We start from the raw sequence: 13655 nt of genomic DNA, 5'->3' as shown, positions 1-13655 counted from the left end.
GGAACCGCGACCCAAGCGCGTGTACATGCGACGTTTTTATTGCCTTTGGGGCCGCAGCCGTTAAGGTTAACACATAGGTATTAGTGATTAATTAACGCTCAGGGGGGAAAATATGAGCGCTCCCGGCATTGCCGAGCAGCTGGTTCATGTATTGCATCGACCGGATGGCGATCCCAAGCTGCGACCGGTTCATACAATAGGCATCAGCGCGACAGGTTTCTTCAAGCCCTCTCCGATTGCCCGGAACTTCTGCGCCGCCGACCATTTCCGTTCCGACAAGACGGATGTCATCGTTCGGTTCTCGAACGGCTCGGGATGTGCCGCCGTACATGACGGCTGGTCCGACGTGCGCGGTATGGCTGTCCGGTTTCACCTTTCGGATGGCACCGACACCGACTTGATCGCCATGACGCTGCCCGAGTTCTTTTCGTCGACGCCCGAGAACTTTCTGGATTTCGCCGAGGCGGCGAAACCCAAAATGTACTATGGCGAGTCGCCGTGGCGGAAGATCATCAACCTGCTGCAATTGATCCTGCCAAAACGGGATCCCTACCCGAACGAAACCATCAGCCCGGATGACGGTGCCATCAAGTTCGCGGACGAGAATGCCGAGGCACAATTGGGCGTTCTGCAGGCGGCAGCCATCGGCGCGCCCGTCAGCTATGTTCGCGCGGCTTATCATGCGGTTCATACATTTATTGTCACCGGCGAGGATGACGTGAAGCGCTGGGTCCGTTTTTCATGGCAACCGATCGCCGGTGTTCTCAAAACCGATCCCGCGGAAACCCCGGACGATGACTATTTGCGGCAGGAGCTGAAAGACCGGCTGGCCGTCGAACCCGCACGGTTTTCACTGATGATGGCCATTGGTGAGGTGGGCGACGATTTCGAAAATTCGGCCCGGCCATGGCCGCCGCACCGCAAACGCATCATGATGGGCACACTGACGCTGGACGCGGTGCCCGAGGATCAGATCGAGAATGCGGAAAAGCTCAGCTTCAATCCGGGCCTATTGACGCCCGGGATCGAGGTTTCAGAGGATCCGGTTCTCAAGATCCGCATCGAATCCTACGAATTCTCCAGCCAGCTGCGGGACGCAACCCCCTGCCCATTCCCCAAGAGGCCATCCGATGACACGTAAGGACAGCTGGTTCAATCGCTACGTCAACAGCCTGCCCGAGCGGGGATGGTTCCAGTTCCTGTCGCGCTATGTCGTGGTGCCGTTCTGGATCTGGAAAGAACCCAAGCCTAAGCTTCCGGGCGGGCCCAGACCTTCGCCACAGCCCAGTGAAAACGTCCAGCGCATGATGAACCTGATCATGCCACTCAAGGACCCTTCGCCGGCCGGACGTGCGCATGCGACGCTGGCGATTGCACAGAATGTGGACGAGATCTTTGCCGGGCTGGACAATGTCGGAACCGTTCATTTCGCGCGTTTCCTGCTGATCGAAGACAAGATTTGCATGATCTCGGTCTATGACGGTGATTTCAGCAACTACATCCGCGATTTCATCACCACCATCGGCAGTGTTTTCAACGATGTTATTTCGCTGGTGGACGGTGCCGAACACCTGATCCCGACGGAACACAACGTCGAGGAGTTCATCGACTGGGTGCAGGAACATGACCTGTTCCAGGCCGCCGATTTCCCGACTGATCTGTTCGGGCTGCAGGACGCCGCAAAAGGGCTGCCGCCGAACCAGCCGCCGCACAAACTGGCGACGTTGCCGCGTGAGTTCGTTCTGCAATTGCACGCGAACCGCAATCTTTCGTTGGGAGGAGGCTATCGCGCCTATCCCGGAGTTTCCGCCGCGCAGGTGCGCCAGAAGTTTGGACAGGGCTGGTGAAAACAAGATTCAACCTCGCAGACATTCAGGGCAATATCCTGCGTGGATATCGCCGCAATCTTGTACGTCATCTGGTTCTTGAGGTCAGCGACCGCGCAGCGGCCCGGCAGTTTCTGGCAGCAGCAGTGGATGACAGCCACGGCGACGTTCCGGCGATTACCCGCGATGTCACCTGGACCGTCAGACCGCCGTTCTGCTTCAACATCGGAATTACCTTCGAAGGGCTGCGCGCTCTGGGCACGCCGGCTGAGCATCTTAAGACCTTCCCGACGGAATTCGTTCAAGGGATGACCAAACGGGCGATCAAGATTGGGGACTTCGGCAAAAGCGCGCCCGAAAACTGGCCTGCTCCGTTTGACAAGCCCGAGCGGGTACACCTGATTGCATCGGTTCATTCCGACACCGAAGACCATCTTGATCAGGTCGAGGCGCAAGTTGCCAAGGCCTTCACCATTCTCGGTGTGCGCAATGGGCGGAATCTGCCCGAAGGGAAAGTGTTCTTCGGGTATGTCGACGGCATCTCGCAGCCGCGCTTCAGGCATGTCACCGATCCAGATCAGGTGGGTGTGGATGAACCCATGGACCCGCTCGGCACGGCGCTGCTGGGATATCCCACCAAACAAGAAGGCGTGCTGTTCCGCGTTCCGTCCCCGCACGAGCTGGGATTCAACGGGTCTTTCAATGCCTTCCGGGTGCTGCAACAGGACGCCGCCGGATTCGAGGCCTATCTGGACAAGGCCGCTACGGAACTGATGAGCCATCCCAAAAGGGACCTTTTGGCGGACCCGAAGAAACTGCATCTCATCGTCAAAGACCCGGATATGCATGGCGCCCTTCGCGAAGTGGTCGCGGCGCAGATGTGCGGGCGCTGGCGCAACGGGACCCCATACGAATTGTCGCCAAACGCCCAATTTCCCGAGGAAGAAGTCTCGCTAACCAATTTCGACTATTCGCACGGCTCACGCTGCCCGGCCGGATCGCATTTGCGGCGCGGCAACCCGCGGGGCGGGCCGATCGTTCAGCGCATTGCGAACTACACGCGGCGACTGGTCCGACGCGGCATGTCTTATGGCCCGGACTTTGATCCCCAAAATCCCGATACCGCGGAACGCGGTCTGTTGGGCAGCTTCATTGGTGCCAATATTGGCGCGCAATTCGAGGCCGTCATGTGCGACTGGATCAATCTCGGTCTGCAGGACCCGAACATTACCGGCGCAAACGATCCGCTGCTGGGTGCGAATACGCCCGAAACCAGTTGGTTCGATATGACCCTGCCGGATGGTGACACGATCCGCCTGCGCGGTTTTCCGCGCCTGATTTTTGCACGGGGCGGTGCCTACACGTTCCTGCCAAGCCTCGCGGCGATCAAGTACCTGTCCGAGTTGAACACCTGAACCGTCTTAACCAAGATCCGCCAACGCCGCGTCTATTCGGGCCAGCATTGGCGTCTGCCCGGCCGTTTCAACAATGACGCGGGCTTTGGTCAGGTGTTCGAAGGCCAGTTGACGCTTTTTCCGGGCCTTGTACAGAAGCCCCATGATCATGTCGCAACGGGCGATGTAGTGGCCCTTGTCGTCAAACTGCGGGTTTTTGCGAATTTCGGCGATCATTTGGATCAGCTTCTTCTCGCCAAAAATCATGACCCAGACAACTGAGCGGAAGTTCTTCAAGAACACGCCAAGCGAGCTTTCGCCTTCGCCGGTGAGTATGGCCAGATACAATTCGCATAAGAACAGCCGGGCCCAGTCGGCAGACACCTGCGTTCCTTCATCCGTGCGCTTCCGGATCGCATTCTCGACCTGTTGCAGCCCGGCAGCCACCTGGCCGTTCAGCGCGTAGGCCACACCCAGCATCGTCGCCGGGCCCATCGTGAACAGGGTCCATCCCTTTTCGGCGCAGTTGTCTATGTGTTTCTGAACAATCTCGATAGCCCCGGGCTTTTGCAGCGGCACCATGGCTGCGACCCGGGCCGCCTCGGCAATGGCGAGTTCAAATTCCACCTGTGAAGCCTTGCGCGCCTCTTCGGCCATTCGAAGCGCCAGTTCGTGGTCGTCCGTGACCATCGCAATCAGCGCCTTCATCGCGGTTCCGTAACCCAGCGAACGTGGGTCATTCTTGGATGTCCCGATCGCAATCATCCGGTCCGATGCCGCATGCGCACGCGCAACACGGCCCCGGGTCAGTTCGTTCCAGCCCATCGTTGCCAGAAAGAAGTTCTGGATATACGCGTCATCGATCTTGCTGAGAATCTCCTCCACCTCGTGCGAGCGGGCGTCGAATTCCGTGTTTTCGATGGGGGCAAAATAAATGGAAACCGAAAGCTCGTTCACCATGGCATACGCCTGCGAGGCCGGGTCTCCCAGTCGTTTCGCCATGGCGGTCAGTTCCTGCTGAACCCAATGCGCTTCGCGGTATTTGCCGTTGCACACCAGGCAGGACACATAGTGGTGCAGGAACAGCGCGTGATGAGGGTTGTCACCAACCTGCGCAAGAATGGGCCGCACTGTCCCGGCCAGTTCGATAATCGTCTTGACCCGCAAGGAGATGTTCGAACAAAGCGCGAAACTGGACAGAAAGCGGGCAAAATGCTCTTTCGAGGCTATATCGGGGTCGCGCTGATACAGCTCCAGCGCGGAATCGAAATACCGGTTGGCTTCGTCCAGTGAATAAACGCCAAGGCTCTTGTCACCCGCCATCACGTTGTAGCGGAAGGCCTGATCTGTCCGATCGGTCTGCCCGTAGTGAAAGGCCAGCGTGTCCGCCGCCTCCTGCAACCTGTTCGCGTTTCGTAACGCCAGATTATCGGCAATCGCAAGATGCAGTTCAGACCGGCGCGAAGAGACAAGGCTCTGGTAAACCGAATCCCGCAACATCACATGTTTGAAGATGTAATCCGACGAGTTGGGTTCGCGATACAGTACATCCTGTGCCTGCAAACGCTTCAGTGCCGCCCCCGTTTCTTCCGAGTTCTCGACGAGTTGCGACAACAGCCCCGGATCAAACCGCCGTCCAATGACGGCTGCGGCCTGCAATACCGGTCGGTCCTCAGCCAACACCCGCTCCATTCTGGCGGTCAACAGGCTGCGCATTGTGACGGGCAACCCGCTTTTGCTGATGTCGGCATCAAAACTGGCTTTGCGCCCCTCGACACGCAACGAACCCTGATCCAGCAGAAAGCCCAGGATCTCTTCGCCAAACAACGGGTTTCCTCCGGCCCGTTCCACCAGTTGCGCGGCAAAGCCGTCCGGCAGAACATCGACACCTAGCCGGTGTCGCGCCAGTTGAGCGAAATCTTCGGTATCCAGAGGTTTCAGGGCAACCGTCGTAACGGACACTTCGTCCAGCCATGGCGGCGTGTATTCCGGCCTGCGTGTCTGGATGAGCAGTAGATTCTTCAGGTCGTCCCGAAGGATCAGAGCACGCAGAAGATCCTCGGTCGCGCTGTCCATCCAATGGGTGTCTTCGATCAGAAGGATCACCTGCTCTTTTTCGCAGCGTGCCTTCAACAACAATGGAAGCAGTTCTCGCGTGCGCAATCCGATCAGAACGCCGTCCAGTCCATCCAGCGATCCGGCAGGCGGCGTGAGGCCCAACAGGTTCAGAAGAAGTCCCAGGTGTTCATCGCTATACTGATCCCAGATCCTGAGACCCGCTTCCAACTTGTTGGCGACTTTGACGGGATCATCGCCGTCGCTGATCAGGAAAGCCTTTCGGACAATTTCCAGAATTGGCAGAAACGGAACATGTTGGCCGTCGGCAAAGCAGTATCCCGTCAGAACCGTCGCACCCTCGCTGCCGATCCGTTGCAGGAACTCGAACACAAGGCGGGTTTTGCCAAGCCCCGGCTCGGCAACCAGATCGATCGCCTGAAGCCTGCCTTCCGTCCGCGCCAGCGCCGCTGACATCACATTCAACTCGTTGGTGCGACCGACATAGCTACTGAGACCCTTGGCCATTGAGGCGTCGAACCGGGTGGCATCATCGTGAATGCCCTGCAGTTCCCAGAGCTTTTGCGGAGCCGAGAACCCCTTGACCTCTTGTTCGCCGAAAAAGCTGAGCTCTGTCACCCATTCGACCAGCCCCCGCGTTGTATCGCACAGCAAGGTGCCGCCGGGCGGGGCGAGGTTTTCCAACCGTGCCGCCAGATTTACCGTACTGCCCACCGCGGTCGTTGGGCCATCGTCGCCCTGAACGGCCGCCATCAGGACGTTGCCGGAACTGATACCAACGCGCATGTGGGGGCGAACGCCGAACCGGGCCTCGATACTGTCAGCCTCGGCATAAAACGAGGCATGGATCGTTTTGGCCGCCCGACAGGCCCGCAGCGCTGGATCTTCCAGCGCGTCAGGGATTCCGAACAGGGCCATGATGCTGTCGCCCGCGAATTCGCGCGCTGTGCCGCCATGCTCTTCGACGCCTTTCACCAGCATGTCGTAAACCAGCCGAACAAACTCCAGCGCTTTTTCTTCGCCCAGTTCAGCAACGATTTGGGTATAGCCGACCATGTCCGCGAACAGTACGCAGACCTGGCGCCGTTCCCCCAGATCAACCGGTCGACGCGTTCTTATGTTGCTGACATCCCCCATTTTGACAGAATGTTTACAACACCTTGGCATCTCTCGCCAGCATTAGGCATCACCTTGCCGTTAAGGCAAGCGTGGCTGGCAGCCAAAATGTCACGGGAAATGCCACCGTGGGTTGTGCTCGGCACGCGTAGGTCAGATTTCGTGCGAAACCTTCAGGCAGTGAAGGCCAGTTTCAGCCCTGGGCGCGGCCATCTGGTTTTGTAGATCTTGCCGGTGCTGGACGCCGTGATCCACAGATCACGCATATCCGACCCCCCAAAGCACATGTTGGTTGTAAACAGATCCGGCACCGGGACATGCTCGGTTGTCCCGTCAAGGTTGAACACCGTAATGCCACCATTGAAAATCGTGCCGACGCAAACGCGCCCGTCTTCTTCCACCCTCAGACTGTCCAGCCACTGATATCCGGGCAAGGTTTGCACGACATTGCCGGGCATGCCGGGAATCGGTCCCGCTTTGACTTGCCCCGGTCCAGTGATTTCCATCGCCCAAAGCCTGCCGAATACGGTGTCCGAGACATAGACCGTCTTGCCGTCTGGCGACAGTCCGACCCCGTTTGGCATTGGGATTGTCGCCGCTTTGATCAGGGTTTTTCCGTCGATTGAGGCATAGTACAGTCCGCCATAACGCGTCGACTCTTCATCCTCGATCCCGGTATCGGTGAACCAGAAGCCGCCAGAATCATCAAAGACGATGTCGTCCGGGGCGATCAGCCGCTTTCCTTCGTAGGAATCGAACAATTGCGTGACGGCACCGGTTTCCAGATCAACGCGGTGAACCGACCCGCCCTGATAGTGCGGACGAATGGGAGCGGGAACCGTGATCTGGTCAGGACCAAATGGAACGAAACTGTATACGCCTCCGTTGTTGCAGACATATGCGGCCCCATCAGGTCCGATCGCAACGCCGTTTGGTCCGCCTGGAATTTCGGCAACCTTGGCAACTTTGCCATCCGTGCCCAGTCGAACCAACGTCTGTTCCTTGATGTCGACGAACAGAACCGATCCGTCGTTCATTGCCACGGGACCTTCCGGAAACCCCAGTCCGCTGCATACTTCTTCCAGTTTCAATGACATTCTCAAACCCCCTGTTCGCGCCAGTTCTGTCGACTGTCATAAATTGTATGACGATGAAATATCGTTACTTTTCAATCTACGAGCCCAGCACGTCAAGACAAACCGTACACAAGGATGGTCCTTCCTGACGGGTCCGTGACGTAAGGTAGCCGTGCCAGATGGGTAGGACATTCTCGCAAGACAGGCCTGTACCGCTCACAACCGCAGGACGACCTTGTTCGGGGTCTTGGCGATCGGGGAGAGGTCCAATGCGTCGGCTTGCATCAGGCGCGGAATTCCAAAGCGGGGTTTCCAGTGGCACAAGTCGGGCGAAATGGCTCGCCAGACAGGCAGGTTGAATTCCGGCCTGGTCAGGTCGACAAACGCAACGCGGATCCCCGCGGCAGACAGCCTGTTTCCAATGCTTCGTGGTTCGTTAGGCAAGGGCGACGGGGCCGGCGATGCAGATGATATAGGGGGCGTGTCGATAGAAACCTCGGATAACCAGCGCGCCAATCCCGGTCGTCTGTGCGCTTCCTGTGCGCCGTTCTTTATCACCAGAAACATTTGCGCCATCTCGCACAGCGCGCTGAGCGCAGCATGTCGATACGTTGGTGCCGAAGCAAAACCAAATGCGATATGCCCCCGGGCGCTGACACCCGTCGCGGCCACGCTGGGAACTTCCAAGTCTGTGGTTATGTTCACAAGCGTCGGAACCATGTCGTGGCTTTTACAGCGCTCGATAAATGCTTCAACTTCACTTCCCAGCAGGCGCGCTTCTATTGTGGGCCGCGACCGGCAACCGTACCACCATCGCCCGGTCGCATCGCGTTCTATCAATTCGAACAAGGCAGCACTTCTTGCTTGGTCGTCGGTTTGTCCTGCCGCACAACCGTTTGTGTCTGTTCTGGAAAACACCTGTGTGGACTCGTCATTGATGAAAACCGAGTCTGCCGGAAGCCAGATTGGTTGGCCTTGCAATCCCACGCCCTGTATCCAATCAATTTCCTCGGATTGGGCATCAAGGATTTCATCGACACCGGAATAGTTCGCGTTGAATTTGTCAGGGCGCGACAACTGAGTTTCAGAAAACCCGCAAAGCATGCGGGGATTCCAAACCTCGTCGGAAAGCTGATCTTCCCTGGCATGCGCAGTTACCAGATCAGGCCACCGGCATGCGCTTGCCAGTTCGATTGCCGACCCGACCCCGCTTTCTATCGAAAGTCCGTGCGTCAATCCCCTGCCAGAGCCCACGCGCCCGGCACCCAGTAACGCGGATTCAGGCCAAAGCGGAAAAGCGTTCAGTGATGTTTCGTTGGGGTGGACCAGATTGCAATAGGCCGGCCAGCCATCCGGCGAAACGCGAACTTCATCGAAATACTTTGAAAGTTCATCTATACTCATGAGGCTAATTGTAAAGAATCCGTAGTGTTTCTGCCATAATGGAACAGATTGAACGCATAACGCCTGTTGTTTTGACCTCGTCGAACAGCGCCTCTGCGGATGTGTCCATACTTTTCCTGGACATGGTGTCCTACAGCCGTCGCGTCGCTGAAAACGAAGCCAAGACACTGGACTTCATGTCAAACTGCTTCGATGCGATCCGTATTATAGCGCGCCGATTTCGCGGTGAGTTGGTCAAGACAATGGGCGATGGCGCGTTGCTGTACTTCTCAGACGTGGAATGTGCTGTTGATTTTGGGCTGGAACTTCACCGGATAGTTGACAAACAGCAGGTTGAGGAAGCTGAACCGTTCTTGTTCCGTGTCGGAATTCATATTGGGGAAGTAAGGTTCAAAAATGGGGACGTCTTCGGGCAGACCGTCAATATTGCGTCCCGTCTTCAAAGTATCGCAGAACCCGGCGAATGCATAATATCGAAGGACGTTTTTTCCACACTATCGGACAAGAGCAGCCTTCAGTTTGAATCCATTGGCGTTCCGAAGCTCAAGAACATCACAGCCCGCGTCCCGGCGTATCGTGTTCTGGACCCGTTGCAACGCAATCGTTTGACTGATTTGCACCGGTTCACCGGCCTCAATCTCATCGGAACGGACGGTGCCGACCCCGCCGCGACATCGAAACCGCTAGGGACCAGGGCGCGCGGTATTCTGGCATATCTTGCGTTGAATTCGGGCGGCTACGAGACGATCGAACGCATCGAAACGCTGTTTGGCGGTAAGGAAGTCGTCAGTGCCGCGCTCACTGAGCTGGCGGAAAGCGAAACTGGTCTTGATGTTCAGGTTTTTCCCGATAGCGCGTTGATCCATCTTGATGTGGAACTGGATCGCACGGACCTTGGGGGAATGCTTGGCGATCTAAGGCAAAACAAGGTTCCGGAAAGATTGATCCTGGAGGCCAACTGGCCGCAGGAAATCCTTGCAGGTCTGGACGATATTACCCCACTCCTCGACAGCTGGCTCAGGATTACACGCGAGCGCTGGAAATGGTTGCTGCTGAGTGAAATGGAGCGTTTTCTTGAGCGCACCGATCCCGGAAACGAGCAGCGAGAGCAAGTTGCCCAGATCATCCTGTTACAGGAGCCTGGGCACGAAAGCGCGTCACTTGCGAAGATCGAATGCCGACTGGAACACGAAGACCGGGGTGGAGCGCTCGAGGAATTCAAAAGGCTCAAAAAGTTCCTGTTCGAGCATTACGGGATCTCGCCGGGTAAGCGCATTCGGCAGTTGATACAGGCGATACGAGGGAAAGCACCGGCACCGGAACAGCCACGCACAAGCGACATTCCGTCAAATATCGGACTTAAGATAGTCGTACACACATTCCAAGACGAATGCGTGGATTCAACTGCTTGGGAAGTCTCTTCATTTCGAGACGAGCTAATTGCCAACCTCTCCCGTTTCCGCGACTGGTCGGTTTTGGATGGGTCGGCAAGTTTATCGGACTCAACGAGAGCGTCGGGAAACATGATTTACGATGTCGAGGGACGGCGCCACATGTCCGGAGACCAGCCCATGATGGCTCTTATCCTGAAAGAGGCCGAAAACAGCAGGGTGATATGGTCCGAGGAGTTTTGCTTGTCCTCAGAGAACTGGCACGATGTACAGCACGAAGTTCTCCGATCAATTGCTGCCAAAGTAAGAAGTTACATTTCACTCGACCGAATTTCTTCGACACTCGGTACGTCCGCCGGAGGCAAAGACGTCACGGACATGTGGTTGCGCGCCGATCGTGCGCTGATGGAGTGGACCGCAACCGGGGCGGAAAACGCAGATGCGATTTTTCGTGAAATATTAAGAAACCACCCTGACCACGCACCGTCTTTGTATCGTATTGCCTCGATTTCGAACATTCAGCATGTGATCTGGCCCGGCCGGGTACGCGATCAAAGTGAAATAGAAGAGGCGGACAGTTTTGCCGCACGTGCCGTTGCCATCGACCCGCTCGATGCCAGGGTTCAGCGAACGGTCGCCTGGACGGCCGCAATGAACGGCGCTTTTACACGGGCATCGATGCACCTGGAACTGGCTGCCAAACTCAACCCCTCAAGTCCAGCCACGTTGGCCAGTTGTGCCATGGGCTTCGCCTGGTTCGGCGACTATGACAAAGCCAAATCGACCCTGACACAATGCGAAGCCTTGTCCGAATTATTGCCGTCCTGGTGTTGGGCCTACCACGCCTCAACGTATTTCTTCCTCGACAGACTGGAAGACGCCCTGCGGGCCGCCGAGTTGGGGGGCGACAGTATCCCGGACACACAAGGCTGGCTGGCTGCTGTCCATGCCAGAAGGGGTGACATGGATAGAGCTGGACGTGCATTCCAGGCCTTTTGGCAAAAGGTTTCGGAACATTGGACGGCACAAGATGAGGCGACGCCAGAACGGGTCGCCACGTGGTTCACCCAGGCCTTCCCGATCAAAGAGCTATCCGACCAGCAAAAGCTTGGCGATGCAATTCAGGCGGCACGATTGGCGGCTTATTGACAGCGGTTCAGGAAAATTGCTGCCAGAAGATATTGTTTGGCTTCATCAGTGGCTGCGCCAGCCCCCGAAAGCTGGGCAACATGATTAGCAATAGTCCCAACATATGAGTTCACTAAATCAGGATTCTTTTCAGGAATAGGAACAGTCATCTGTTTTGTGTTCCCATTGCCAAAATCTTTTTCGGGCTTCGGTTTTAGTTCTCCACCGGGGTATTCATATTTATTACCTACTTTACTGAGTAATTTGTCGCCCGAGTCTTTGACAAAAAACTGACGCCCATCGGATCCTTCGACATTTGTCCAAAGGTCGTCGAAGAAGTCTTTGTAGCCGTTTGCTCCTCCGGCACCGTGAGTAATCATCCAATGATTGATATGCTCTCCGGCGTCCACCATACCGAGTTTTGTGTCTCCGCCTTTTTTTACAATCACGTGAGTCATTTATTCCTCCTCATTTTTCTCTAATTTAGTGAATAGGTGAACTTGACAATATCTGGCAGTGTAAAGTGTGGATTTGATTCCACCTTTTTTCTAATTAGAGATTTGAAATCTAAGCTGCTGACATTATTTTCAGAAACGCCTAAAATTCCATCCGGATCGCATTCAAGTGCCGCGTGTATGGTTTCCATCACAATTCTTGCTGCGATAGGTCCCAGTTTTCCGTTCCCAATAGCTTCTGCTTCTGCCAAAGTGTAGAACCACAAAGGTGTATTATTTTGAAGAACGCCGAAATTTGGAATACTCGAATATCTAGGGTTTTCTTTTAGGAAGCTTCCGATATCGAATGTGTTACCCGCGCAAACAAGCTCGGCAAGTTCTTGGCCGCTAGGAAGGCCAAAAGACACGCCCCGCATAAGTGTTTGTAATGGAAGGCTGAAATGCTCCGTGTCGACATCCAAGTCTGGAAAGTTTTCCCTATTTAATCTGTAAAGCTCTCGGTTAATTCTCGTAGAGATCGGAGCAGCAGAGATTACTTTGTCTTCCTTGCCCTTCAACTCCAAGCCGGCAAAGTGATACCACAATTGCCCCCAAGCCCAATCCAGGTGGCCAGATTTAAGTTCACCTAGGTGCGTGTAATGAAAGAGCGTGCTTAAAGAGGCCGCTTCTTCGGGATATTGGATGCTGGCATTTATTGGCCAAGACAAACCCCACGGGTCATAAACACCGCGAACCATGCTATGCCCAAATCGAAACACAGCCATTGCGAATTCCAGCGGTATGTGGAAGTTTTTGACGCCGTTTTTGGCGACAACGCGACGCCCTTTAGTCATGATCGATTCGTAAATGTTGTCAGGTATAATTCGTGGCAAGTAGTCAGTTAGTACGACGGCTTGAATATGGTGCTTGGTTGACAGGATTGCTTCCTGTTCATTCAGGTGCAATGACCTGGCGAGTTTTTGATGAAATCGAACCAGCAGCACATGCATTTGGGCCAATGCGAGATTGCTGTCAGCACGGGGGTCAACACACCTAGGTTGACCGTTGTGAATATCTCGGGGCAGGTCAAATGAAGGTTCAACTTGTTCCGGAATGTCTTTGTGTTGCCCCAAACATGCTCCCGCCTCACATTTCCATTCAGATGAACTCTGCTCTTGCGCGGGAAGCGTACCAAACAGTGAATCGAAAGTTAGTGCATGATTGCTTGCATTTACCCAAAATCCCTCTGTTTTTTGGTTTTTTTCCTTCCTCATGTGTGTCAGATCGTGAGCCAACAACTGACCAAAGTAGGTGTAGGCGGCAGGTATTTTGGAGATTGGGTCACTTTCATCCAACATAGCATTGGCCAATGCCTTGAGCGTATCCTCATCCGGTCTCGTTGTTGCGCTTGTACTATCTGGTATTAGCTGGCTGTAGTATTTTATCTTTTCCAATCCAGCTTGGCTAAATGTATCGTCGACGCTCTGTCCGCCGAGTGGGACTGCATTGCCGCTTTTGTGTCGTTCCAGGAATTTTTGAAGTTTGTCGACCGTCGTTAATCTGGGCGTGGCTCGTCCGGAATCATCAAGCTCAAGGGCAAGCTTGTTGCGTCTATCCTCGAGACTTTCGAAGAAACGCCAGGACGTGTTTTCTATTTTTTGCGGCGGTTGTTTTTGATCGGGCACATAATGAAACCCACCGCCGTGTGTTTCAACCATGGTACAATCCAATTAACCTACGGCATTATGCTTGCACATATAGCGGCTTTTACAAAGGAGATTCTAGATTCCCATTATTGGTCATTTGTTTG

At 55.2% G+C, this 13655-nt stretch carries 9 protein-coding genes; 4 read left to right on the top strand and 5 right to left on the bottom strand.

The window, feature by feature from the left end; genetic code table 11:
• The first annotated feature begins 112 nt into the window (after window positions 1–112).
• From ACR3EQ_RS11780 to ACR3EQ_RS11770, 3 genes are read left to right on the top strand one after another with little or no spacing between them, the layout of a single operon-like run.
• Window positions 113–1141 carry a catalase gene (locus tag ACR3EQ_RS11780; protein ID WP_170619234.1) on the top strand — a complete coding sequence of 343 codons (1029 nt, stop codon included), beginning with the start codon at window positions 113–115 and terminating at the stop codon, window positions 1139–1141.
• On the top strand, window positions 1131–1847 hold the full coding sequence (locus ACR3EQ_RS11775; protein WP_170612148.1) for a hypothetical protein: 717 nt from the start codon (window positions 1131–1133) through the stop codon (window positions 1845–1847). Before ACR3EQ_RS11780 ends, ACR3EQ_RS11775 begins: the two co-directional genes overlap by 11 nt.
• The gene (locus tag ACR3EQ_RS11770) at window positions 1844–3241 is read left to right on the top strand and encodes a Dyp-type peroxidase (protein ID WP_480490728.1); all 1398 of its coding nucleotides are present in this window, start codon (window positions 1844–1846) and stop codon (window positions 3239–3241) included. Before ACR3EQ_RS11775 ends, ACR3EQ_RS11770 begins: the two co-directional genes overlap by 4 nt.
• Window positions 3242–3247: 6 nt before the next feature.
• Here ACR3EQ_RS11770 and ACR3EQ_RS11765 read toward each other — a convergent pair whose 3' ends face one another.
• The 3 genes from ACR3EQ_RS11765 to ACR3EQ_RS11755 all read right to left on the bottom strand — a co-directional run bounded on the left by ACR3EQ_RS11765 (window position 3248) and on the right by ACR3EQ_RS11755 (window position 8892).
• The gene (locus ACR3EQ_RS11765) at window positions 3248–6433 is read right to left on the bottom strand and encodes an ATP-binding protein (RefSeq protein ID WP_480490726.1); all 3186 of its coding nucleotides are present in this window, start codon (window positions 6431–6433) and stop codon (window positions 3248–3250) included.
• 152 nt (window positions 6434–6585) lie between these two features.
• The gene (locus ACR3EQ_RS11760) at window positions 6586–7509 is read right to left on the bottom strand and encodes an SMP-30/gluconolactonase/LRE family protein (RefSeq protein WP_170612142.1); all 924 of its coding nucleotides are present in this window, start codon (window positions 7507–7509) and stop codon (window positions 6586–6588) included.
• Between the two features lie 195 nt (window positions 7510–7704).
• Window positions 7705–8892 carry a YcaO-like family protein gene (locus ACR3EQ_RS11755; RefSeq protein WP_170612140.1) on the bottom strand — a complete coding sequence of 396 codons (1188 nt, stop codon included), beginning with the start codon at window positions 8890–8892 and terminating at the stop codon, window positions 7705–7707.
• Between the two features lie 38 nt (window positions 8893–8930).
• Between ACR3EQ_RS11755 and ACR3EQ_RS11750 the strand changes: the two genes are divergently transcribed.
• Complete coding sequence (locus ACR3EQ_RS11750; RefSeq protein ID WP_480490725.1) at window positions 8931–11432, top strand: adenylate/guanylate cyclase domain-containing protein; 2502 nt, start codon at window positions 8931–8933, stop codon at window positions 11430–11432.
• On the opposite strand, the gene ACR3EQ_RS11745 is transcribed toward ACR3EQ_RS11750, so the two are convergent.
• Both ACR3EQ_RS11745 and ACR3EQ_RS11740 read right to left on the bottom strand, forming a co-directional pair.
• Entirely contained in the window at window positions 11426–11869 is a 444-nt protein-coding gene (locus ACR3EQ_RS11745; protein WP_170612136.1) for a hypothetical protein, read from the bottom strand. The genes ACR3EQ_RS11750 and ACR3EQ_RS11745 overlap by 7 nt on opposite strands.
• A gap of 20 nt (window positions 11870–11889) precedes the next feature.
• Window positions 11890–13563: a peroxidase family protein gene (locus tag ACR3EQ_RS11740; RefSeq protein WP_480490723.1), complete on the bottom strand. Its 1674-nt coding sequence runs from the start codon at window positions 13561–13563 to the stop codon at window positions 11890–11892.
• Window positions 13564–13655 lie beyond the last annotated feature (92 nt).

The sequence above is a fragment of the Ruegeria sp. AN11 genome (assembly GCF_056536005.1).
The sequence above is the reverse complement of the archived record's forward strand: the minus strand, read 5'-3'. Positions and strand labels throughout refer to the sequence as shown.